Genomic DNA, 23,165 nt, shown 5'->3' with positions numbered 1-23,165 from the left:
TCTTCCCGGCCCGAGCCACCGGGCCCGACCGACCTCCGCCCGGCGACGCCATATGCGTCGCCGGGCGGAGCTGTATGTGGCGGTGACCCTTCTCATAGCCGGCTCGGCATCGGCCGACGCGTCGTCGCACCGAGCGCGATCGCCATCGCCGGTGAGGTCCACACCACTCCGTTCCGTGGACGCCAGGTCGGCGGTGTCCTGACGATCCGACACGCGAGAAGCTCGTTTGCCGGCTGCGTTCGTTCCTCACTGGGGCGAACGTGCCTCTGCCACCACCGCGAGGTCGACGAAAGATGACGGCTCGGGCAGGTTCTCGTAACCGCCGAGCGTGAGCGCATTCCACATGGGCCCCTCCATCTGGGCCACATCCATCGAGAAGAGTCCGCTCGGGCTCTCGATGAGCGGCACCTGAAGCTCTGCCTGGCGAACCTGCTGCGCTTCCTCCAGCCCCAGGTCGACACCGTACTTCCCGACCGCGAGTTGTGCCGCGGACACAGGATCGGCGAGGTAGTCCTGCCAGCCACGCATGGTCGCGCGCATGAATCGCACGATCTTGTCGCGGTTCCCGTCGAGGGCGGCGCGCTCGACGAACACGACGTCGGCGTATTGCGTCGAACCGAGTTCGGCGAAGGTAACCACCTCGTACCCATCACCCTTCCGCAGGCCGTACTGCTGCTCGAGGGTGATCGGCTGGTTGGTGACGAAACACGTGTAGCAGTCGCCCTGGCCCTCGATCAGCGGACTCGGGTCGAATCCGACCGGAGTGAAGTCGTACACCGGGTCGAGTCCGGCTCCGATAAGCACCGCGTCGAGGGTGGTCTGAATGCCTTCCTGACCGAGGATGCGGGCAGTCGCGAGGTCTTGCGGAGTCCGAATCGGTTTGCCGGACAACGACAACAGTCCTGCGGGTGACACCTGGAACTGGGCGCCGAGCGCCACGAAGTCGTTGCCCTGACCGATCGCGGTGTACAGGTCGGGCGCACCGGCTGCGACACCGATGTCCGCGGACCCCGCAGCGACGGCCTGCATGGGAGTGGGCGAGTTCGGTCCGCCCCCTTGGAATTCGACGGTGAGCCCTTCTTCGGCGTAGTAGCCCTTGTCGTCCGCGATGTAATATCCGCCGAATTCGGTGTTGAGAATCCAGCCGAATGCGACTCGCACAGTGTCGGAATCGCTTGCGGCGTCACCCGATCCACATGCGGCGAGGGTGCCTGCGGTAGCGAATCCGAGAGCACCGACAGCGGTCCCGCGCAGGAAGGTGCGACGGCTCAGGCCTGCGCGGGTGAAAGGATGAGCGGACATGAAGGCTCCTGATGAGGGTCGAAGTGAGGAGGCGATCGGTCAGGTCAACCGGGCAACGGCCCGGTCGGCCACGGCACGTGCCGCGAAGAACAGAGTTGTGGAGACCACCGTGGCTACCACGGCGACGCCCCACGCCTGCTGGTTCTGGCTGTAGGTGATGGAACTGGAGAACATCTTCCCGAGACCGACTGCGCCCATGAGGTATTGGCCCAGCAGCACGGCCAGTACCGCGGTCGGTGCGCTCACCCGCAGGGCGACGAGGAGTCCCGGCAGTGCGTGTGGAAGCAGCAACCGCGTCAACCGCACCGCTTTGTTCGCCCCGAGGACCGTGTACACATCGCCGAGCGATGCCGGTGGAGTGGCCAGTCTGGCGCCGACGAACACGAAGGCGGGCAGAAAGCAGATGATGGCGGTGACGACGAAGACCGTGAGCTGTCCGTACCCGAGCACACGGGCGAGCACGGGGATCATCGCCACGACGGGCACCGAGTTGAGAAGCAATGCCATCGGCGTGAGCACTCCCGCGACGAGGCGGGACGACCACACCAGCACAGCGCAGGTTCCCCCTGCCAGAAGACCTGCGGCGAGCCCGCCCAGGGACAGGCCGAGCGTCGGTAGCAGCGCGGTGACATACGCGTCCCGATCCCGGACGATCGCGGCGAACACGTCCTGTGGGTAGGGCATCACGATCTGGTTGAAGTCGTTGACGGCGACCACGGCCCACCATACGAACAGCAGGACGGGCAGAATCCAGTACCGCACCACGGCGGCACGCACGGCGCTCACGAAAACCTCCGGTGCACCGGAATCGCCACTATCCGGACGGCGGTGTACGCCGCCAGTGACAACATCACACATCCGATGGCCGCCGCCCACAGCAGCGGAATCTGATAGTTGTTCATCGCGCTGACCAGCAGCACTCCGAGTCCTTTGGGCGCACCGAACCATTCACCGAGCACCGCCCCGAGGACGGCGGCCGTCACGGCCAGCCCGGCTCCGTCCGTCACCAGCGGCGCGGTGTGCGGGAGTTGCAGGAACCGCAGCCGCGACCACCGGGACGACCCCAGCGCGGCGTGTACATCGGATTGCGCTGCCGGTACCGACGCCAACCCCGCGGAGGTCGCGACGAAGATCGCGAATCCGGCACCCATGGCGGCGACGACCGTCGCGGTGTGGACGCGCCCGACCGTACTGACCAGAAGCGGCGCGATCGCGATGAGCGGTACCGCATGCACAATCGTGGCGAGTCGGTCGAGGCCCGGCGCGGTCCACCGCGCCACCACGGTGACGCATGCGAGCGCCCCGCCCACGATCGTCCCCAGTACGAAACCCGTCAGTGCCGACATGGCGGTGGCACCGAACGCCCGCAGGAGCGTCGCTTGCACGCTGTCGCTGCCTGCCACGTATGCGACGACCTCGGTGAGCGGTGGCCAGTTCTTCCCGAACAACTGCAGGCGGCCGATCATCTCGAACAGCACGAGCAGTGCAGCGCCGCCGGCGATGTTCGAGGCCACAGCCGGAAGACGGACTGCGCGGACGGAAACCGGGATCACGTCGCGGGTCCGTCGAGCAACGCGGTGAGCCGGTCGACGATCTCGTGGAACGTGGCGTCGCGAGTCACTTCCGCCGGGCGGGGCCGGGCAAGCTCGACGTGCTCGAGGTGCCGTACCCGCCCCGGCCGGCCGGTGAGCACCACGATCCGGTCGGCGAGCAGAACGGCTTCCGCGACGTCGTGGGTCACCAGTACCGTCGTGGAGCCCGCATCCGCCCAGATGCGCGCGAGTTCGAAGTTCATCCGCCGGCGCGTGACCGCATCGAGCGCCCCGAACGGTTCGTCCAGGAGCAGCACGTCGGGATCGAGGGCGAGCGCCCGGGCGATGGCCACACGCTGGCGCATCCCCCCGGACAACTGCTTCGGCAGCGCCTTCTCGAAACCGCTGAGCCCCACGAGTTCGATGAGTTCGGCAACGCGATCGGAGTCGACGGCGCGTCCGGCGATGCGGAACGGCAACGCGATGTTGTGCCACACATCCGACCACGGCATCAGCGCGTGTTCCTGGAATGCGACACCGAGCCTGCGCGAGGCCACGAGATCGGCGGGTCCCTTACCCTCGATCAGAACGGTTCCCCCAGTGGGTTCTTCGAGACCGGCGAGCAGGCGCAGCACTGTGGATTTGCCGCATCCGGACGGGCCGAGCAGCGCGACGAATTCACCTCGCTCAACGGTGAGATCGAACGCTTCGACGGCGGTGAGGTCGCCGCGACGCCGGCCGAGCGGGTACGCCTTGGAGACAGCCTTCAGCTCGATGGCGGCCGTGGGTTGCCTGTCGGCGACTTTCGTTGCGGCCTCCGCGTATGCCGTTCCGCGGTGCAGGGCGGCACCCATGGCGGGGCTCAGCCGGCCAGCGCCGCGAGATCGGGTACGACGATGTCGAGTTGTTTCGCCGGCACAGCCACCGCGTCGGTCGTCCAGCCCCAGATCGAGTAGAGCTCCCTCGCCGGATCGGTGTATCCGTCGCGTCCGTGCAGCAGCCGGTAGTTGTCGAGGCAGATCATGTCGCCGGCAGCCGCGCGGAACATCGGCCCGTTGTCGCGGACGTGCAGCACAGTGTCGCTCCAGCGTTCGATCATCGCCGCGTCCTCGGGCCGCGTCGAACCCGGCACGGGAACGAGATACGGGTGGTACCGGGCTTGCACACGGCCACTGGCCACGGTGCGCACGATGGGTGAGTACGTGCCCTGAGGAAAGTTCGGTTCCGAATGGTCGATGTCGACGCTCCGGCAGAATTCGGCGAGGTCGGCCGTCGCGGGGTCGGCCGCGAGCAGTTCGGACAGCTTCCACGCATCGATGAGGAAGGAGTCACCGCCCGACACTGCGGGGCGTTTGCACCACAGGAACAGATAATCGGGAGCGTAGTCGCCGAAAGCGAAACCGTCGTTGTGCGCGGTCATTCGTTCGCCCGGTTTTCCGAACGAGCGCTTCCGTCCGCGCCCGTCGACGGGCTGCGCATCGACGACAGCGGCTTCACGCTCGTGATTACGCATACTCGCCTCGAACTGCCGACCGAGACGTACCAGCTTGTCACCCAATACTTTCGACGCGAAATCGAGCGCTTGCTCCTCGGTGTGAATCCCTCCGACTACGGCAGCTCCGTCCGCCTCGATCACGGCGCGTGCCTGTATCGGCGTGTCGATCCGTTCGGGCACTACAGCGGCTTCTGTCGATCGTGACGAGAACATCCCACCTCCGATGGAAGCGACGTGACTGTCGGTGGGTTCGACATTGAACCGCTGATGGCAACGACGTTAGGCCCCGGCACATTTCAACGGCGTAACACCTCGGATCGGGCGCGTAAACATCGACGCTTCCGATCGGAGGACGAGGTGGTCTGCTACCAGAACAGCACCGCGGCGAGCCACGCTCCCGCCGCGATCAGCGCCCCGAACAGTTCCACGAGGATCGACAATCCCGCAGCCTTGGTCGCCGCCACGGTGGAACGCCACGCGCCGGCGTGGGTGAGGTGCCGCTGCACCTCCGAGACGTACACGCCCAGCAGGAAGCCGAGTACGAGGCCGATCACCGGGATCACGAAGAACCCCACGATGCCGACCAGGCCGCCGATCATCAGTGCCGCGAAGAGAACGCCGCTCCGCTCAGCCCGCCGTCACAGGCGCTGGCCGCCGGAGGCCTCGATCCGCTGACCGGTGACCCACGCCATCCGGGGATCGAGGATCGCGGCGACGGCCGCCCCGATGTCGTCGGGCTCGCCGATGCGGCCCATCGCGACCGTCGGCAGCAGCACGGCGCGATATCGCTCGTCGTCGCGCACTGCGCCCCCGCCGAAGTCAGTGGCGGTCGCTCCCGGCGCGATAACGTTCACGGCGATGCCGCGGGCGCCCAGATCTTGCGCGAGGTACACCGTGAAGGTCTCCACCGCGCTCTTGACCGCCGCGTACATCGCCATGCCGGGCGCGGCGAAGCGGGTCAGCCCCGTGGACACGTTGAGAATGCGGCCGCCGTCCGCCAGCGCGGGCAACAGCTGCTGGGTCAGCAGCACGACACCCGTGAAGTGCACGGAGACGAGGCGGTCGATGCCGTCTCGGTCGAAGGCCCCCACGGGTGCGGCACCGCCGTAACCGGCGTTGTTCACCAGAACGTCGAAGGTGCCGCGGGCCCACTGGGTGTCGAGGGTCTCGCGCAGCAGCTCCGCGAACTCGGCGAAGGTGTCGGGGGCGGTGGTGTCCAGCGCGAGAGCCACAGCCCGCCGTCCTCGCGCGCGGACTTCGGCGACCACGGCGGCTGCTGCATCCGCATCGCTGCGGTAGGTGAGCACGATGTCGTCGCCGCCGTCGGCGAGGGCGAGGGCGGCGGCGCGGCCCAGCCCACGCGAGCCGCCGGTGATGAGGATGATGCGTTCGTCGGTCATGCCCTCAGGCTCCGCCGCATCCGTCCTCACATCCAGGCCGCAGCGATCGAGGGATCGCGGATACCTGGCTCGGCGCCGCGCACACGAGGAGGATGAGAGCATGCATCAGCTGGCCGAGTTCCTGCGCAAGCGCCGCGAAGCGCTGCAGCCCGAAGACGTCGGACTGCCGCGCGGTCCCCGACGGCGCACGCCCGGGCTGCGGCGGGAAGAGGTCGCCGTGCTGGCGGGCATGTCGACGGACTACCTCAACCGGCTCGAGCAGTCGCGGGGACCGCAGCCGTCCGTGCAGATCCTCGCTGCCCTGGCCCGCGCTCTGCACCTCGACCGCGCCGAGCGCGACCATCTGTTCCGGTTGGGCGGGCACGCCGCTCCCGAGCGGGTCACGGCAGATCTGCACGTCTCACCCGGGATGCAGCGGATCCTCGAGCGTCTCACCGACACCCCCGCGCAGGTCGTGACCGAGCTGGGGGAAACCCTCGCCCAGACCGACCCCGCCCGTGCGCTCCTCGGCGACGCGGGGGAGCTGAGCGGACTGCGCCGCGCCACCGTGTACCGGTGGTTCACCGAGCCGGAATCGCGCGACGTGTACGCGCGCGCCGACCACGACCTGCGGGGGCGCACGTTCGTCGCCGAGCTGCGTGCCGTGTACGCGCGGACCGGCGACCGCTCGCGCGCGGGCGCGATCGTCGCCGAACTCCAGCGGGTGAGCCCGGAGTTCGCGGCCGTGTGGGCCGACCACGAGGTCGCCGAGAAGCATCCGATGACCAAGCGCTTCGCGCATCCCGACGTGGGCGAGCTGACGCTGCACTGCCAGACGTTGCTCGACACCGAGACCGGCCATCGCCTCCTCGTCTTCACCGCCACCCCGGGCACCGACGACGCCGCCAAACTCGACCTGCTGCGCGTCATCGGCACGCAGCTGTCCGCCCGCTGACGCGGTCGACGACGGCGCAGCGCAACCCTGCCTCCTCCCGGGCCGGCGGGTTCGACGCTGAACCGCTGATGGCAACGACGTTAGGTCGCGGCACATTTCAACGGCGAAACACCTCGGATCGAGCGCGCAAACATCACCGATCCCGGCCTGAGCAGGAGGTTGGGCTCTACCAGAACAACACCGCGGCGAGCCACGCTCCCGCCGCGATCAGCGCCCCGAACAGTTCCACGAGAATCGACAATCCCGCAGCCTTCGTCGCCGCCAGGGTGGACCGCCAGGCGTCGGCGTGGGTGCGGTGCCGCTGCACCTCCGAGACGTACACGCCCAGCAGGAAGCCGAGTACGAGGCCGATCACCGGGATCACGAAGAACCCCACGATGCCGACCAGTCCGCCGATCATCAGCGACCTGTTCGGCACACCGGCCTGCTGGAGGCGCCGTCCGGGCCAGGTGTACTTGACGACGGCGGTGACAACGAGCGCGAGCGCAGCGATCGTGAAGACCGTCCAGGCGACGGCACCAGCGGTGACGAACGACCACACCGCGATCGCCGCGAAGATGAGCAGCGTGCCCGGCAGAATCGGCAGGACGATACCGAGGAGCCCGACGAGGATGGCGAGGCCGACGAGGACCTCCGCGCCTGCGCTCATGAAGCAGTGGGCCGTACGCGTGACGCGGCGTCGGTCGCGCGTGCACGTGCGGTCTCGATGTCCGCCGCGGTCGACACCGCGACCCCCATCCGACGCCGGCGGAACGATTCGGGCTTGCCGAACAGTCGCAGGTCCGTCTCGGGCACCCGCAGCGCGTCGGCGACACCCTCGAACACGATGCCGGTGGCGTCGACTCCGCCGTAGATCACCGCGGACGCACCAGGCGTGAGCATCGTGGTGTCGACCGGCAACCCGAGGATCGCGCGCGCGTGGAGTTCGAATTCGGAGTAGCGCTGGGTGCGCAACGTGACCAGGCCGGTGTCGTGCGGCCGAGGGCTCACCTCGGAGAAGTAGACGTCGTCGCCCTTGACGAACAGCTCGACGCCGAACACACCGCGGCCACCGAGCGCGCCGGTCACCGTCTCGGCGACCTCCCGGGCGCGGGTGAGAGCGGCCGCGCTCATCGGTTGCGGCTGCCACGATTCGACGTAGTCGCCGTCGCGCTGCAGATGTCCGATGGGATCGCAGAAATATGTCTCGACCTCGCCCGATTCGCCGATCGCCCGCACGGTGAGCTGCGTGATCTCGTAGTCGAAATCGACGAATCCCTCGACGATCACGGTGCCGTGGTTGATGCGGCCCCCGGCGAGCGCGTACTCCCACGCACCGGCGAGGTCGTCGGCCGAGCGCACCGTCGACTGGCCCTTGCCCGACGAGGACATCACGGGCTTGATCACGCAGGGGAAGCCGACCTGCTCGGCGGCGGCCCGGACCTCGTCGAGGGACTGCGCGAACCGGTACGGCGACGTGGGCAGGCCGAGTTCTTCGGCTGCGAGCCGGCGGATGCCCTCTCGGTTCATGGTCAGCTGGGTCGCGCGGGCGGTCGGGATGACCTCGGCCAGGCCGCGTTCTTCCACCACGGCCAGCGCGTCGGTGGCGATGGCCTCGATCTCCGGCACGACCAGGTGCGGACGCTCGGCCTCGATGATGGCCAGGAGAGCCTCGGGATCACCCATGTCCACCGTGTGAGCGCGGTGTGCGACCTGCTGGCCGGGCGCGTTCGTGTAACGGTCGACGGCGATGACTTCGACGCCGAGTCGTTGCAGCGCGATTATCACCTCCTTGCCGAGTTCACCGGAACCGAGGAGCAGCACACGGGTGGCAGACGGAGAGAGCGGAGTGCCGAGACACGGTGGGACCATAGTGGGACTATATGTGGCATCGATCGCGGCCCTTGGAGGAAAGCGATGTGCAGTGCAGCCCCTCACAGCAGCACCCGGCAGTCCGGCGCCGTCTCGTCCGGCGATGCCCGCGCGGATGTCCGATTCTTCACGCGGGCGGGCGTCGATCCGGCCGACGAGGTGGACTGGCAGCGACGCGACGCCCGCATCGTCCACCACGGCACCGGTGAGGTGGTCTTCGAGCAGACGGGTGTCGAGTTCCCCGCATTCTGGTCCCAGAACGCCACCGACATCGTCACTCAGAAGTATTTCCGGGGCCAGCTGGGCAGCGACCAGCGCGAACAGTCGTTGCGCGAGGTCGTGGCACGGATCGTCGACACGATCACCACGTGGGGCCACACGGACGGGCACCTCGACGATCCGGAAGCGTTCGCCGCCGAATTGACCTTCCTGCTGCTCCACCAGCGTGCCTCGTTCAACAGCCCGGTCTGGTTCAACATCGGCGTGCCGAACACCCCACAGCAGGCCAGTGCCTGTTTCATACTCTCGGTCGACGACAGTATCGACTCGATTCTCGAGTGGTACCGACAGGAAGCGGTCATCTTCAAGGGCGGCTCCGGGGCCGGGGTGAACCTCTCGCGAATCCGCTCGTCGGCCGAACCACTGACCGGAGGTGGTAAGGCATCCGGACCGGTCAGTTTCATGCGTGGCGCCGACGCCTCCGCCGGCACGATCAAGTCCGGCGGCAAGACCCGGCGGGCCGCGAAGATGGTGATCCTCGATGCCGATCATCCCGATATCGAGGAGTTCGTCGACTGCAAGGCGATCGAGGAGCGCAAGGCACGGGCGCTCGCGGAGGCCGGCTTCGACATGGGCCTCGACGGCACCGACATCCATTCGGTGCAGTACCAGAACGCAAACAACTCGGTTCGCGTGACCGACGAGTTCATGCACGCCGTGGTGGCGGACGCACAGTGGCCACTGCGCGCCGTGACGACCGGCGAGACGATCCGGACGGTGCGGGCACGAGAGTTATTGCAGCGCATATCGTCTGCCACCTGGGAATGCGCCGATCCGGGGATGCAGTACGACACGACGATCAACAGTTGGCACACCGCATCTTCGACAGGCCGGATCAACGCGTCGAATCCGTGCTCGGAGTACATGCACCTCGACGACTCGGCCTGCAACCTCGCGAGCCTGAACCTGCTCACCTTCCTCCGCGAGGACGGCGCCTTCGACGTCGGCGGCTTCCGGCACGCCGTGGCGGTGATGCTCACTGCCCAGGAGATTCTCGTGGGGCGTGCCGACTATCCCACCGAAAGGATCGGGCAGACATCGCGGCGATTCCGGCAGCTCGGACTCGGGTACGCCAACCTCGGTGCACTGCTCATGGCTTCGGGCCTGCCCTACGACAGCGAGGCGGGTCGCGCGACCGCCGCGGCGATCACCGCACTGATGACCGGACACGCCTACGCCGTCTCCGCCGACCTGGCGAGGCGTCTCGGCCCGTTCGACGGGTTCGACGCGAACCGCGCACCGATGCTGGACGTGCTGGGCAAACATCGCGGTGCGCTCGACGATATCGACGCCGATCTCGCCCCCGCCGACGTGCTCACGGCGGCGAGGCGGGCGTGGGATCGCGCGGTGGCCGACGGCACCGAGCACGGTGTGCGCAACAGTCAGGTCAGCGTGCTGGCCCCCACCGGCACGATCGGGCTCGCGATGGACTGCGACACCACCGGTATCGAACCTGATCTCGGCCTGGTGAAGACCAAGAAGCTCGTCGGGGGCGGAACTCTGACCATCGTCAATCGCAGTGTGCCACGGGCGCTGTCGCGTCTCGGCTACAGCCCGTCGGAGGTCGCCGACGTCGTGGCCCATCTCGATCTGCACCACGGTCTCTCCGGTGCGCCGCACGTGCGCGTCGAGCACACGTCGGTGTTCGCGACTTCGATGGGAGAGAACGTCATTTCGCCGCGGGGCCACGTCACGATGATGGCCGCGGTGCAACCGTTCCTGTCGGGTGCGATCTCGAAGACCGTGAATCTTCCGGAGTCCGCGACGGTCGACGACATCGCCGATCTGTACGTCGACGCATGGCGTCTGGGCGTGAAAGCCCTTGCGATCTACCGCGACAACTGCAAACTCGGGCAGCCGCTGTCGACTTCGTCTCGTCCGGCCGCCACCGAGTCGGTGGCACCGCCGGCAGCGCCTCGCCGCGAGCGACTCCCGCGCAAGCGGCACTCTCGAACCTTCGAGTTCCGCGTGGCGGATTGCAAGGGATTCGTGACGATCGGCGAGTACGACGACGGGCGTCCCGGCGAAATGTTCCTGAGGGTCTCCAAACAGGGCTCGACTCTCGCCGGCATCATGGACGCCTTCTCGATGTCGGTCAGTTACGGGCTGCAGTACGGTGTTCCGCTGCGGACCTTCGTCCGCGCCTTCACGAGTACACGTTTCGAGCCGGCGGGTATCACCGACGATCCGGATCTGCGGATCGCCACGTCGATCCTCGACTACATCTTCCGTCGGCTGGCGGTCGATTATCTCGAGCCCGACGAACGCGCCGAACTCGGCATCCTCACCGTTGCCGAGCGTTCGACGCCCGATACTCCTCCGCTCACGCCGTATACGAGCACGCCGCCGGTGCTCGAACCCGACCCCTCACCGGACGCTTCACGCGACGCGAGCGCGTCGTCACCGGGTAGGCTCGCCGCGCCGTCGCCGTCCAATCCGGACGCGCCCTACTGCATGCAGTGCGGGGTGAAGATGCAGCGCGCAGGGTCGTGCCATGCGTGTCCGTCGTGTGGGAACACCAGTGGTTGCAGCTGAGGTCGCCGCCTGATCAGGTGGGTCCCGCGAACAGCGAGAGGACGTTGCCGTGGGGGTCGCGGAACCACACCACCCGCATGCCGTCCGGTGCCGTCCACGCGTCGTGGTCGTCCTGATCCATACCGCTGTAACGCACGAACTCCACACCGTGCTCGCGCAGCCGGTCGACGGTGTCGTTCAGATCCGCCACCCGCCAGCCCAGCACCGTGTATCCGGTCTCCTCGCGAGACTGCACGAGCGTCACCCGCACCGGTACGCCGTCGCCGCCGTCGAGAACGAGCGCGAACGGATCCCGGGAGATCTTCCGGAAGCGGAGAGTGTCGACGTAGAACATCTCCGAGACGTCGAGGTCGGTGCTCGGAACGAAACTCACGAGTTGCCCGCCGATCGTCATTGGTCCACTGTGCGCCGGAGCTCCGCGAGGCGGCAGTGGATTCGGCAGATTCACGCCGCCGTTCCCATAACCGGGCGACTAGGCTCTCGAGCATGAGCACCTCCGAGATCGCCACGGTTCTGGCCTGGCACGACGCTGTGAACAGCAACGACATCGACACGCTCCTGCAGTTGTCGAGCGACGACATCGTGCTCCCCACGCCCGACGACGATCCCGATCAGGGACTCGACGAACTGCGCGAGTGGGCCACGACCACCGGCGTCACCCTCGCGCCGGGCCGCATGTTCGTCCACCACGGCATCGTGGTGGTCGAGGAGACCGCCACCTGGGCATCGGGTCCCGGTCCTCGCGAAGAGGCGATCGCCTTCCGCGTGGTCGACGACCAGGTGGTCACAGTGGTCCGCCACGCCGACCTCGCGGAGGCGTTCGAGGCGACCGGCCTGAGCGAATCGGATCTGTACGAGCAGTAGTCCACGAGAGTGACCGGCACCATATTCTGAACGCTCGCTAAGGTACTCTCCGTTGCGACAGTCCCTACGTATCGGAGTGAGGTTGGTCGAGTGTCCGCTGAAGCTGTTGAGAAGAAGGGTCCGCTCGCGGGGGTCCGCGTCGTCGAGTTCAAGGGGCTCGGTCCTGGCCCGCACGCCGCGACCCTGCTCGCCGATCTCGGCGCCGACGTCGTCATCGTGCAGCGCCCCGGGGAGATCCCGCCTGCCGGACAGCGCGATCCCATTCAGCGCAATCGCCGCATCGTCGAGGCCAATCTCAAGGATCCCGCCGACATCGAGAAGGTCCTCGGCCTGCTCGAGCGCGCCGACGTTCTCATCGAAGGCTTCCGTCCCGGCGTCACCGAACGTCTCGGCCTCGGGCCGGATGTGGTGCTCGCGCGCAACCCGCGGCTCGTCTACGGCCGCATGACCGGCTGGGGCCAGGAGGGTCCGCTCGCGAGCGCCGCCGGTCACGACATCAACTACATCTCGCTCACGGGTGTCCTTCACGCGATCGGCCGCAAGGGTGAGCGGCCCGTGCCGCCGCTGAACATGGTCGGCGACTTCGGTGGCGGATCGATGTTCCTCGTGTTCGGCATTCTGTCCGCCCTCATCGAGCGGCAGACGTCCGGCAAGGGCCAGGTGGTCGACGCGGCGATGGTCGACGGCGCCCTCGCGCTCTCCCACATGATGTGGGCATTCCGCGGGCGCGGCGCATGGTCGGACGAGCGTGGCGTGAACATGCTCGACACCGGTGCCCCGTTCTACGAGGTGTACGAGACCGCGGACGGCAAGTACATGGCCGTCGGCGCCATCGAGCCGCAGTTCTACGCCCTGCTGCTGCAGGGACTCGAGCTCGACGGGGCAGATCTGCCGCACCAGCTCGACACCGCTCGCTGGCCGGAGATGAAGGAGATCTTCGCCGAGAAGTTCCGGTCGAAGAGCCGCGACGAGTGGACCGAGATCTTCCTCGGAACCGACGCCTGTGTATCCCCGGTCCTCACCTTCGCGGAAGCCGAGAAGAACGAGCATCTCGTCGCCCGTGGTTCGCTCATGGAGATCGACGGGATCGTTCAGCACGCTCCGGCGCCGCGCTTCTCCCGCACGCCTGCCGGCGAACCGGCGGCACCGGCAGCCGAAGCCACCGACATCGACAGTCTCTGGGCCTGATCCGTCCTGCGAGCCCGGAACCGTGCCGGCACGGTTCCGGGCCGATCCCACCGTCGGCCGAGACGCCGATATCCCCGAGACCGTTGTGTTATCAGTAGTCTCATGAGCGATGGGGTGGGGGCCGCGATCCACCGATCGGCGGCGGCACGAGCACGAACACGAACACGCACTGCGGTTCCGGGCTGCATGCCCGAGGTGCTCGACGTCCGCAGCAAGGACGGCACCCGCATCCACACCGAGGCATACGGCCCCGCCGGCGCGCCGACGATCATCCTGGCGCACGGCATCCTGTGCGAACTGGGATTCTGGCGCAATCAGATTCGAGATCTGAGCGAGGACTTCCGGGTTGTCGCCTTCGATCACCGAGGGCACGGACGTAGCCAGGCGGCGCCCGCCCGGGCCTACACGATGGAACACCTGGCGGACGACCTCCACGCCGTTCTGCGCGCGGCCGCACCGGACGGGCGCCCCGCCGTCGTCGCCGGGCACTCCATGGGCGGTATCGCCGTGATGGCCTGGGCCGAGCGCTATCCCCGCGACGTCGCAGCCCGGGTGTCGGCCGTGGGCCTCGTCAACACCACACCGGGCGAGATTCTCGACAATGTGCAGTTCCTCCGCGGGCCCCGGAGCCTGACCGCCGTACGGCGGCGCGTGGCGCAGACCGTGGTTCCCCTGGCGCGGATGCCGCTTCCGCAGCGGATGCCGCTGCGAAAGCAACTCCTCGCTCGCGTCGCTGTCGGCGCAGGCGCAGCAGCGACGATCACCGCCGACGTCGACCGCATGCTCGGGGGCACCTCGGCGCGTGGGCGCGGCGGTTACGGTGGGCTGCTGGTCAACATGGTCACGACCGTCGATCCCGCAGCGATCACCGCACCCACCCTGGTGATCGCGGGTCGGCACGACCGGATCTCACCGCCGGCCCGTTCGGAATGGATAGCCCACCGGCTGCCGAACCTGCTCGATCTGCGCACCTTCGACACCGGGCACTGCGGGCCGCTCGAACGGCCCGACGAGGTGTCGGCGGCATTGCGCGAGCTGGCCGAGATGTCGTGACGGTCGCGGATCAGACGACGAGTCTCGTCCCCTCCGCATTCCGTCCCGAAGCGACCTGGGCGTAGGCGGCGGCCATGGCCTCGACAGCGCCGTCGAGGACGTCGGCGTCCTGCGTGTACGGCAACCGCACGAAATGTTCGAAGGCGCCCTGCACCCCGAAACGCGGACCGGCGGCGAGAAGGACACCGTGAGACGGTGCGGCGGCAGCCAGCGCCGTCGACACCGGCTCGGGCATCCGCGCCCACAACGACATGCCGCCCCCACCCGGCGTGTATTCCCAGTCGGGCAGGTGCCGGTCGAGGGCATCGCACAACGCGCGACGGCGCTCCCTCAACTCTGCGCGCCGACGTTCGAGCAGCTCGTCGACGTCCGAGAGCAGGTGCGCGGCCGCGAGCTGCTCCATCACCGGTGTCCCCAGGTCCACCGCCGTGCGCGCTCCGGCCAACCGGACGATCGTGTCGCGGTCGGCGCGGATCCAGCCCACGCGAAGCCCGCCCCACAGCGACTTGGCCGTCGATCCCACCGTCACCACCGATGCACCGGCGGGCATCGAAGCGACCGGAGGCGGTGGCGGGGCATCGAGCCACAGATCGACCATCGACTCGTCGACGACGAGGGTCGTCCTCGTGTCGCGCATGATGCGGGCGAGTTCGGCGCGACCGGTCTCGTCGAGGCACAGTCCGGTGGGGTTGTGGAAGTCTGGTACGAGAAAGGCGGTGCGGGCTGCTGTCTGCCGGACGGCACTGTCGAGGCCCTCGAGATCCCATCCTCCGTGGGAGCCGTTCTCCGGGCGCACCGGAACCGGCACGGGCCGGGCACCGTACCGGCGGATTGCTTCGAGCGCATTGGGATAGGTGGGATGGTCGACGACGACCCGGTCGCCGGGATCGTCGAACACGCCGAGCAGCAGGCGCATCGCGTGCTGCGCGCCGGAGGTGACCATGATCTGGTCGGGCGTGGTGGGTAACCCACGTTCGCGATAGCGGCGAGCGATGACCTCACGCAGCACCGCCACCCCGATCGGCTCCATGCCGTGCGAGTCGAGATAGGTCGACATCGACCGCAGGGCCGCCGCATAGGCCGCTTCGATCTCCGCGGCCGGGGCGGGCAGCGAGGCGTTGCTCAGATCGATCGCCGGACCGCCGGGCATCCGGGAATGCCCGTCCCCCGTGCCCCGCCGTGCCGGCACGGCCACGGTGCTCCGCGCCCCCTGCCTGCTGCGCAGATAACCCTCGTCCCGCAGAGCCGCATACGCGGAGGCAACGGTGGTGCGGCTCAGCGACAAGGCCGCAGCGAGTTCTCGCTCGCTGGGCAGCGCGACACCGAGCGGCACGCGACCGTCGTGCACGAGCAGGCGGATACTGTCCGCGAGCGCCCGGTAGGCCGGCCGAGGGTCGGGCCGAGCGGAGCGACGGGATTGCGACTGCCCGGCGTCCTGCCAGTTCCCGAGGTCCCGGACGAGCGATGCCGCCCCTATCGAACGTGTGATCACAGGTCCAGTATCGACGGGCTTCGGCCCGGCGGCCGGTGGGGTCAGCGAATGACGTCGCGCCGGACGATCGTCTCGTCGCGGCCCGGCCCCACGCCGATGCACGAGATGAACGCGCCGGACAGCTCCTCGAGACGCAGCACGTAGTCCTGCGCGTTCTTCGGCAGCTCCTCGAAGGTGCGGGCGTGGGAGATGTCCTCCCACCAGCCGGGCATCTCTTCGTAGATCGGCTTGGCGTGGTGCACGTCGGTCTGTGTCATCGGCATCTCGTCGACACGCACGCCGTCCACCTCGTAACCGACGCAGATCGGCACGGTCTCGAGGCCCGACAGCACGTCGAGCTTGGTGAGGAAGTAGTCGGTGATGCCGTTCACGCGGGTCGCGTAACGCGCGATCACGGCGTCGAACCAACCCGTGCGGCGCGCACGACCGGTGGTGACACCGACCTCCCCGCCCTTCTTGGCGAGGTACGCGCCGTGGTCGTCGAACAGTTCGGTCGGGAACGGACCCGAGCCGACGCGGGTGGTGTAGGCCTTGAGGATGCCCAGCACCGTGGAGATCTTGGCCGGTCCGATGCCCGATCCGACCGCTGCACCGCCCGCGGTGGGATTGGACGACGTCACGTACGGGTAGGTGCCGTGGTCGACATCGAGCAGCGTGCCCTGCGAACCTTCGAGGAGGATCGTCTCGCCGCGCTCGAGCGCCCGGTTCAGTTCGAGGCGGGTGTCGGTGATGCGATGCTTGAAACCCTCGGCCTGGGTGAGCACCTCGTCGACGACCTGCTGCGGGTCGAGCGCCTTGCGGTTGTAGATCTTGACGAGCACCTGGTTCTTGAATTCCAGTGCGGCCTCGACCTTCTGGGTGAAGATCTTCTCGTCGAGGACATCGGCGACGCGCACACCCACGCGAGCGATCTTGTCCTGATAGCATGGCCCGATGCCGCGTCCGGTGGTGCCGATCTTCTTCTTGCCGAGGAAGCGTTCGGTGACCTTGTCGATGGCCACGTGGTACGGCATGATCAGGTGCGCGTCGGCCGACAGCAGCAGACGGGACGTGTCGACGTCGCGCTTCTCGAGACCGTCGAGTTCGGTGAGCAATACGCCCGGATCGACGACCACTCCGTTACCGATGACGTTGTTGACCCCTGGCGTCAGGATGCCCGACGGGATCAGGTGCAGGGCGAACTTGTCGCCGTTGGGCAGCACGACCGTGTGACCGGCGTTGTTGCCTCCCTGATAGCGCACGACCCACTGGAGACGTCCGCCGAGTAGATCAGTAGCTTTGCCCTTGCCCTCGTCGCCCCACTGGGCTCCGATCAGGACGATTGCCGGCATGTCGCGCTCTCCTCAGGCAGGTGTCTACGTGCGGGCGGTCTCGCCTGCAGGGTCCTGCCCAGCCGGGCAGCAGCCGGGACCACAGTGTAGTCCACTCTCGGGTGAGCGCGGATAGACGGTACGGCGAACGCACGCGAGCTGCGGCGCGCGGCGGTGGGTCGCAGCCACCCTCCCGCACAGCCTTCCCATTACAGTGGACGCAGCCGAGAGCCCGACGAACCCGACCCCTCGAGGAGATCCGTTGACCCCGGTAGTGCTCAGATGCGGTGACGTGCCATTGCCGTTGGCGCTGACCCCCGTGACCGCACTCTCTGCACCTGCCATCCCCGAGAAGGACGACTTCGAGGACGTCTTCGCCCATCTCGAGTCGGTGGAGAACCCCCGCCTGATCGTCGTCGGTGACGACGCCGCCTTCGCTGCCACCGTCACCCGCCTCATGCGCACCGAACGTCTCGATCTCGAGATCGCGTACGTCCCCGAGAAGCGGACTCCCGCAACCGAGGCGTACGGGCTGCGGACGGGTTCCAAGGCCGCAACCGTCGCGCTGCAGGGAGTCGCGAAACCGCTACCCCTCATCCGCGACGACGCCGGCATCGCACTCGTCGGCCGCGCGCTGCTCTGCGGCGAAGGTGAGGACTCCGCCCTCGTCGGCGAGGCCTACGTCGACGACACCCGCCTGTTCTCCGGCACGGTTCCCGGTATCCGCGTCGAGCCCACCCCGGCGATGCCCGGGTTGCGCGCCGCGATCGACCGGCCGCGCTGGTTCGGTGGCTACAAGTGGCTGACCGGCCGGGCGATGCAATTGGGTTCCCCGGCCGCGATCGTCACCCGCGACGGCGTGACCGGCCCGCGTGCCCTCAAGCGCTCGACCTTCTACCGGCACGAGAAGAAGTGGAAACTCGTCCGCTGAAGCTCGCAGACCGTATGTAAAGCTCGCAGCCCGGGTGACCGGTCACCGGGGCTGCGAGCTTTACGCCGACCTTGCGAACTTCGACTCAGCCGATGTTCACCCCGTAATCGCGAGCGATCCCGGCCAGACCCGAGGCGTAGCCCTGGCCGATGGCGCGGAACTTCCACTCACCGTTGTGCCGGTACAGCTCACCGAAGACCATCGCGGTCTCGGTGGACGCATCCTCGGTGAGGTCGTAGCGTGCGAGCTCGCGACCGTCGGCGCGATCGACGACGCGGATGAACGCGTTGCGCACCTGACCGAACGACTGGCCGCGCGCGTCGGCGTCGTGGATCGACACCGGGAAGACGATCGACTTCACCTCCGGCGGCACCGCCACCAGGTCGACGTTCACGGTCTCGTCGTCACCCTCACCTTCACCGGTGAGATTGTCGCCGGTGTGCTCGACGGACCCGTCCGGAGAACGCAGGTTGTTGTAGAAGACGAAGTGCTGGTCGGACAGAACCTTGCCGTTCTCGGCCGTCAACAGAGCACTGGCATCGAGGTCGAAATCCGCACCCGTGGTGGCTCGCACGTCCCAGCCGAGCCCCACGGTCACGGCTGTCAGGTTCGGCGCCTCCTTCGACAGCGAAACGTTGCCGCCCTTGGCCAAGCTGACACCCATACCGAATCCCTTCGTTCGATGGTCGTTACCTGCAGCCACCCTAGTGAAGATCAGGGGTGTCGGGCATCCACGTGTGAACAGCCCGTACCCCGGGTATGCGGATGCAGTCCGATGCCGGCCGGGGAGCACACCCCGGCCTTCCGGTGCGTATGCCGAGTGTCTCGAGTGAGAAGAGAGTCCGCTGTGGTGATTCGAGTCGCGTCGGTACCCGCGTCGCACGTCTACGTCCGGCACCTCGCGTGCCCGGAAGGCGACGACGTGATCCGGTTGACCGACCCGGTCCCCGCCGACGGTCGCACGGTGCCCGGGGGCTGGTGGCCGCCGTTGATGCTCGAGAGCGGGTGGGTGAGCCACCACCACAAGGAATTCGACGTCTTCCACATCCATTTCGGCTTCGACGCGATCGGTGCGGAACAACTGCAGGATGTCGTCGCCGAACTCGGCGAGCACGACAAGCCGCTCGTGTACACGGTGCACGATCTGCGTAATCCGCACCACCGCACGCCCGGCGAGCATCACAAGCAACTCGACGTGGTGATTCCCGCGGCGGACGAACTGATCACGCTCACACCGGGCGCCGCCGAGCAGATCCGCCGGCGCTGGGGACGGGAGACGACGGTCCTGCCGCATCCGCACGTCGTCGAGCGGCACTGGCTCGAGCGACCGCGACGCGACGAGGGGCCGTTCGTCGTCGGGGTCCATGCGAAGAGCCTGCGGGCGAATATGGATCTGTTCCCCGTGCTGGACACGCTCGCCGAGACGGTGCAGTCCCTCCCCGACGCGATCCTGCAGATCGACGTGCACGACGAGATCTTCGATCCCGACGATGCGTACTGGTACAACCCGGATGCGGGATCCCGCATCCTGCAGTACGGCGAGCAGCCACAGGTGGACGTGCGCGTCCATCCCTATTTCTCCGACGACGAACTGTGGCAGTACCTCTCGGATCTGTCGGTGTCGGTGCTGCCCTACCGGTTCGGCACCCATTCGGGCTGGCTCGAGGCGTGCTTCGACCTCGGCACCGCGGTCGTCGCGCCGAGTTGCGGCTTCTACGGTGAACAGCGCCCGTGCGGGGTGTACACCTTCGACGAGAACACCTTCGACGCCGGCTCTCTCGCACGCCGCATACGGGAGTTGCACGAGAGCAGGAACTTTCCACGAGCCGGCTGGTCGCAGCGCATGGACGAGCGTCGCGCGCTCGCCCGCGCCCACCGCGACATCTATCTACGCGCAATGGGGGGCCGGAACGGATCATGAAACCGAAAGCTCTGCGAGTAGCACTCATCGCCTCCAATCGGTATCCGATCCGCCAGCCCTTCGCCGGCGGGCTCGAAGCACACGTGTGGCATCTCGCGCACGCACTCGGCAAGGACGGGCACGAGGTGACGCTCTTCGCCGCCCCGGGCTCCGACCCTGCACTTCCCGCCGAATTCCTCGAAGTTCCCTCCTTCGAGGTCAGCGAACTCGCCCGGCACGACGTGTCGATGCCGCCTGCAGACGGTTTCGTCGGCGACCACCACGCCTACCTGTCGCTGATGCTCGACCTCGCGGGACGGTCCGCAGACGCCTTCGACGTGGTGCACAACCACAGCCTGCACTATCTGCCGATCGCGATGGCCCGCACGCTGCGTACCCCGCTGTTGTGCACGCTGCACACCCCGCCGACACCCTGGCTCGAGTCGGCGATGGCCGCGCCGGGCGGGTGCCCCGGAACGTTCGTCGCGGTCAGCCGGCACACCGCTGCGGCGTGGGAGCATGCGACACCAGGCCCGGTGGCGGTGGTGCCCAACGGTGTCGACCTCGGCGCATGGCCGGTCGGTCCGGGGGGCGACGACCTGATCTGGTTCGGCCGGATCGTGCCGGAGAAGGGCGCACACTTCGCGATCGAGGCGGCCCGGCGTGCCGGCTACCGGTTGCGCATCGCGGGTCCGATCAGCGATCCCGAGTACTTCTCCTCGCAGGTCGAACCGTTCCTCGGTCCCGACGTCACCTATCTCGGCCATCTTTCCCAGCCCGATCTTGCTGCTGCGGTGGGCACTTCGGCAGCAGCACTGATCACCCCCCAGTGGGACGAGCCGTACGGGCTCGTCGTGGCCGAGTCCCTCGCGTGCGGCACACCCGTGGTCGCCTTCGCCCGCGGCGGGATTCCGGAGGTGGTCGACGAGACGAGCGGATGCCTCGTCCCTCCCGACGACATCGACGGTCTCGCGGCAGCCGTGTCGCGTGCCGCAGAGCTGTCACGGGCGGCCGCTCGCGCCCGCGCCGAGGAGCGCTGCTCGGAGCGCACGATGGTCGACGCATACGTCTCCCTGTACCGAGAGCTCGCCGGGGCGGCATGATCGGCTACTACATCCATCACCACGGGCACGGGCACCGCACCCGGGCGAGCAGCATCTGCGCACATCTGCGAACCCCGGTGACGGCACTGTCGTCGGCAGCGCTCGGTGATGCGGCCGACGACTTCGACGACGTCGTGCGGCTCCCGCGCGACGATCTGGCCGTCGACACCGCGCACGATCCGACCGCCCACGAGGTGCTGCACTGGGCGCCCACACACGACGACGGCCTCCGCGAACGCATGCACGCCCTCGGCTCATGGATCGCCGAGGCCCGGCCGAGCCTGCTGGTGGTGGACGTCTCGGTCGAGGTGACCCTGCTCGCTCGGCTGTACGGGATCCCGGTCGTGGTGTCGGCGATGCCGGGCGAACGCACCGACACCGCGCACACGCTCGCCTACAGCGTCGCCGACCATCTGATCGCGCCGTGGTCGCAGGAGGTCTACGACCCGCACTGGATGCGCGCCTATGCCGGCAAGACCTCGTACGTGGGCGGAATCAGCCGTTTCGACGGCCGACCGGCACCCGGCCCGGCGTCCTCGGGGAAACCGAGGGTACTCGTGATGAGCGGCAGCGGTGGGTCGTCGATCACCGTCGACGACCTGCGACGGCTCTCGGCTCGCTTCCCCGAGTACATATGGGACGGTGTGGGCGTCGCCGGTGGTTCGTGGCTCGACGATCCGTGGCCCGCCCTCACCGCAGCCGACGTCGTGATCGGGCATGCGGGACAGAACACCGTCGCAGACATCGCGGCCGCCGCACGACCCGCTGTGGTGATCGCCGAAGCCCGCCCGTTCGACGAACAACATGCCACCGCACATGCTCTCGACCGATCCGGCCTGGCAGTCGGTCTCGATGGGTGGCCGGACCCGGACCGCTGGCCGGAACTGATCGAGCGGGCGCGCGGTCTCGACCCGATCGAATGGAAACGATGGCGGGTCGACGGTGCTGCGGCCCGCGCCGCTGCCGTTCTGGACGACCTCGCGAGGTCGCGGTGACGGTCGCGGTGATCACCGTCGCTGCCGGGCGGAGCACCCATCTCCGGCGGCAACTCGACGGGCTCGCTCACAGCACCCGCACCCCCGACGAACACATCGTCGTCGCGATGGGTGATCCGGAGGTCGCCGATGTGGTCGCTGCTGCGAAGTCGCCGGCGCGGGTGGTGCCGATGGATGTCGACTCCGGGCGCCTGCCGGTCGCGGCGGCGCGGAATCTCGGAGCCCGTGCGGCGTCGTCCGACCTGTTGGTCTTCCTCGACGTCGACTGCATCCCGTCCTCCGACCTGCTCGAGCGGTACATCGACGCGGCCGTGCGCCATCCCGCCGCGCTTCACTGCGGTCCCGTCACCTACCTGCCCGAGCCAGGACCCGGCGGCTACGACCTCGCCCGGCTCGGCGACTCCGTCGATCCGCACCCGGCCCGCCCGTTCCCACCCGACGACGAGATCGTGCTGAACGACGCACACGAACTGTTCTGGTCGCTCTCGTTCGCAGCCCGGTCACTCGTATGGGACCGCATCGGCGGCTTCTGCACCGCGTATCGGGGGTACGGCGGGGAGGACACCGATTTCGGGCAGAAGGCCGCGCGCGCCGGAGTCCCCATGGCATGGGTCGGGGGCGCCCACGCCTTCCACCAGCACCACCCGGTGTCGAAGCCGCCCGTCGAGCATCTCGACGACATTCTCGTCAATGCCACACTGTTCCAGCAGCGTTGGGGCTGGTGGCCGATGCGGGGATGGCTCGACGAATTCGAGCGGATGGGACTCGTCTCCTTCGACCCCGACACGCAGCGGTGGACGAAGGTGAGGACGACCGGCCCGTGAAGACTTCTCGTGCCGTGTGCTAATTTCAGCCCGTCATTGCGACGACGCACGAGGAAGCCGGTGTGATTCCGGCGCGGTCCCGCCACTGTGACCGGTAGAGCGATCTCCGGGAGCCAGATACTCACGTCGCCGTACCTCCTTGCCCGGGGCGGACTTCCCCGAGAGAGGGCGTAATCG

22 protein-coding genes, 1 pseudogene and 1 riboswitch are annotated in these 23,165 nt (G+C 68.0%); of the genes and pseudogenes, 10 read left to right on the top strand and 13 right to left on the bottom strand.

Annotated elements, in window-relative coordinates; translation table 11 throughout:
• Positions 1-246: 246 nt before the first annotated feature.
• The 7 genes and pseudogenes from ABZ789_RS18295 to ABZ789_RS18265 form a co-directional block, all read right to left on the bottom strand.
• Positions 247-1,302 carry an ABC transporter substrate-binding protein gene (locus tag ABZ789_RS18295; protein ID WP_358426496.1) on the bottom strand — a complete coding sequence of 352 codons (1,056 nt, stop codon included), beginning with the start codon at positions 1,300-1,302 and terminating at the stop codon, positions 247-249.
• Positions 1,303-1,341: 39 nt separating this feature from the next.
• Entirely contained in the window at positions 1,342-2,088 is a 747-nt protein-coding gene (locus ABZ789_RS18290) for an ABC transporter permease subunit (protein ID WP_358426493.1), read from the bottom strand.
• Positions 2,085-2,855, bottom strand: coding sequence for an ABC transporter permease subunit (locus ABZ789_RS18285; protein WP_358426490.1), 771 nt, complete (start codon positions 2,853-2,855; stop codon positions 2,085-2,087). Before ABZ789_RS18285 ends, ABZ789_RS18290 begins: the two co-directional genes overlap by 4 nt.
• Positions 2,852-3,688 carry an ABC transporter ATP-binding protein gene (locus tag ABZ789_RS18280; RefSeq protein WP_358426487.1) on the bottom strand — a complete coding sequence of 279 codons (837 nt, stop codon included), beginning with the start codon at positions 3,686-3,688 and terminating at the stop codon, positions 2,852-2,854. The genes ABZ789_RS18285 and ABZ789_RS18280 overlap by 4 nt, the downstream gene beginning before the upstream one ends.
• A gap of 8 nt (positions 3,689-3,696) precedes the next feature.
• On the bottom strand, positions 3,697-4,509 hold the full coding sequence (locus ABZ789_RS18275) for a TauD/TfdA family dioxygenase (RefSeq protein ID WP_358426484.1): 813 nt from the start codon (positions 4,507-4,509) through the stop codon (positions 3,697-3,699).
• 185 nt (positions 4,510-4,694) lie between these two features.
• Positions 4,695-4,955 (bottom strand): annotated as a pseudogene (locus ABZ789_RS18270) (DUF456 domain-containing protein); the annotation flags it as partial.
• 12 nt (positions 4,956-4,967) lie between these two features.
• On the bottom strand, positions 4,968-5,729 hold the full coding sequence (locus ABZ789_RS18265; RefSeq protein WP_358426482.1) for an SDR family oxidoreductase: 762 nt from the start codon (positions 5,727-5,729) through the stop codon (positions 4,968-4,970).
• Between the two features lie 100 nt (positions 5,730-5,829).
• Between ABZ789_RS18265 and ABZ789_RS18260 the strand changes: the two genes are divergently transcribed.
• The gene (locus ABZ789_RS18260) at positions 5,830-6,663 is read left to right on the top strand and encodes a helix-turn-helix transcriptional regulator (RefSeq protein WP_358426480.1); all 834 of its coding nucleotides are present in this window, start codon (positions 5,830-5,832) and stop codon (positions 6,661-6,663) included.
• Between the two features lie 166 nt (positions 6,664-6,829).
• On the opposite strand, the gene ABZ789_RS18255 is transcribed toward ABZ789_RS18260, so the two are convergent.
• Positions 6,830-7,312 carry a DUF456 domain-containing protein gene (locus ABZ789_RS18255; protein WP_358426477.1) on the bottom strand — a complete coding sequence of 161 codons (483 nt, stop codon included), beginning with the start codon at positions 7,310-7,312 and terminating at the stop codon, positions 6,830-6,832.
• A complete protein-coding gene (purT, locus tag ABZ789_RS18250) occupies positions 7,309-8,514 on the bottom strand; it encodes a formate-dependent phosphoribosylglycinamide formyltransferase (protein ID WP_358426474.1) in 1,206 nt (401 codons plus the stop codon). The genes ABZ789_RS18255 and purT overlap by 4 nt, the downstream gene beginning before the upstream one ends.
• A gap of 45 nt (positions 8,515-8,559) precedes the next feature.
• Between purT and ABZ789_RS18245 the strand changes: the two genes are divergently transcribed.
• Positions 8,560-11,328, top strand: a complete 2,769-nt coding sequence (locus ABZ789_RS18245) for a vitamin B12-dependent ribonucleotide reductase (RefSeq protein ID WP_358426471.1) — start codon at positions 8,560-8,562, stop codon at positions 11,326-11,328.
• Positions 11,329-11,341: 13 nt separating this feature from the next.
• Here ABZ789_RS18245 and ABZ789_RS18240 read toward each other — a convergent pair whose 3' ends face one another.
• Positions 11,342-11,722 (bottom strand): VOC family protein, encoded by a 381-nt coding sequence (locus ABZ789_RS18240; protein WP_358426468.1) that lies wholly within the window; start codon positions 11,720-11,722, stop codon positions 11,342-11,344.
• Between the two features lie 92 nt (positions 11,723-11,814).
• Between ABZ789_RS18240 and ABZ789_RS18235 the strand changes: the two genes are divergently transcribed.
• The 3 genes from ABZ789_RS18235 (at position 11,815) to ABZ789_RS18225 (ending at position 14,433) form a co-directional block, all read left to right on the top strand.
• Positions 11,815-12,192: a nuclear transport factor 2 family protein gene (locus ABZ789_RS18235; protein WP_358426465.1), complete on the top strand. Its 378-nt coding sequence runs from the start codon at positions 11,815-11,817 to the stop codon at positions 12,190-12,192.
• A gap of 90 nt (positions 12,193-12,282) precedes the next feature.
• Positions 12,283-13,380 (top strand): CaiB/BaiF CoA-transferase family protein, encoded by a 1,098-nt coding sequence (locus ABZ789_RS18230; protein ID WP_358426462.1) that lies wholly within the window; start codon positions 12,283-12,285, stop codon positions 13,378-13,380.
• Between the two features lie 186 nt (positions 13,381-13,566).
• A complete protein-coding gene (locus ABZ789_RS18225) occupies positions 13,567-14,433 on the top strand; it encodes an alpha/beta hydrolase (RefSeq protein ID WP_358426459.1) in 867 nt (288 codons plus the stop codon).
• A 10-nt stretch (positions 14,434-14,443) separates the two neighbouring features.
• Here ABZ789_RS18225 and ABZ789_RS18220 read toward each other — a convergent pair whose 3' ends face one another.
• Both ABZ789_RS18220 and ABZ789_RS18215 read right to left on the bottom strand, forming a co-directional pair.
• Positions 14,444-15,925, bottom strand: a complete 1,482-nt coding sequence (locus ABZ789_RS18220) for a PLP-dependent aminotransferase family protein (protein ID WP_358426456.1) — start codon at positions 15,923-15,925, stop codon at positions 14,444-14,446.
• A 41-nt stretch (positions 15,926-15,966) separates the two neighbouring features.
• Complete coding sequence (locus tag ABZ789_RS18215; RefSeq protein ID WP_358426453.1) at positions 15,967-17,256, bottom strand: adenylosuccinate synthase; 1,290 nt, start codon at positions 17,254-17,256, stop codon at positions 15,967-15,969.
• 253 nt (positions 17,257-17,509) lie between these two features.
• Between ABZ789_RS18215 and ABZ789_RS18210 the strand changes: the two genes are divergently transcribed.
• Entirely contained in the window at positions 17,510-18,166 is a 657-nt protein-coding gene (locus tag ABZ789_RS18210; protein ID WP_358426541.1) for a hypothetical protein, read from the top strand.
• Between the two features lie 85 nt (positions 18,167-18,251).
• Here ABZ789_RS18210 and ABZ789_RS18205 read toward each other — a convergent pair whose 3' ends face one another.
• On the bottom strand, positions 18,252-18,830 hold the full coding sequence (locus ABZ789_RS18205) for a TerD family protein (protein ID WP_241384687.1): 579 nt from the start codon (positions 18,828-18,830) through the stop codon (positions 18,252-18,254).
• Between the two features lie 186 nt (positions 18,831-19,016).
• On the opposite strand from ABZ789_RS18205, the gene ABZ789_RS18200 reads away from it, so the two are divergent.
• Genes ABZ789_RS18200 through ABZ789_RS18185 form a run of 4 tightly spaced genes read left to right on the top strand, consistent with a single transcriptional unit; the run spans position 19,017 to position 22,988 of the window.
• Complete coding sequence (locus ABZ789_RS18200; RefSeq protein ID WP_358426538.1) at positions 19,017-20,087, top strand: glycosyltransferase; 1,071 nt, start codon at positions 19,017-19,019, stop codon at positions 20,085-20,087.
• Positions 20,084-21,169, top strand: coding sequence for a glycosyltransferase (locus tag ABZ789_RS18195; RefSeq protein WP_358426448.1), 1,086 nt, complete (start codon positions 20,084-20,086; stop codon positions 21,167-21,169). Before ABZ789_RS18200 ends, ABZ789_RS18195 begins: the two co-directional genes overlap by 4 nt.
• Positions 21,166-22,164 carry a glycosyltransferase gene (locus ABZ789_RS18190; RefSeq protein WP_358426445.1) on the top strand — a complete coding sequence of 333 codons (999 nt, stop codon included), beginning with the start codon at positions 21,166-21,168 and terminating at the stop codon, positions 22,162-22,164. The genes ABZ789_RS18195 and ABZ789_RS18190 overlap by 4 nt, the downstream gene beginning before the upstream one ends.
• Entirely contained in the window at positions 22,161-22,988 is an 828-nt protein-coding gene (locus ABZ789_RS18185; protein ID WP_241384690.1) for a glycosyltransferase, read from the top strand. The genes ABZ789_RS18190 and ABZ789_RS18185 overlap by 4 nt, the downstream gene beginning before the upstream one ends.
• 16 nt (positions 22,989-23,004) lie before the next feature.
• Positions 23,005-23,132: riboswitch (cobalamin riboswitch) on the top strand.
• The last annotated feature ends 33 nt before the right edge of the window (positions 23,133-23,165 follow it).

It is taken from the genome of Rhodococcus sp. NPDC047139 (genome assembly GCF_040643435.1).
Lineage (GTDB): Bacteria > Actinomycetota > Actinomycetes > Mycobacteriales > Mycobacteriaceae > Rhodococcus.
The sequence above is the reverse complement of the archived record's forward strand: the minus strand, read 5'-3'. Positions and strand labels throughout refer to the sequence as shown.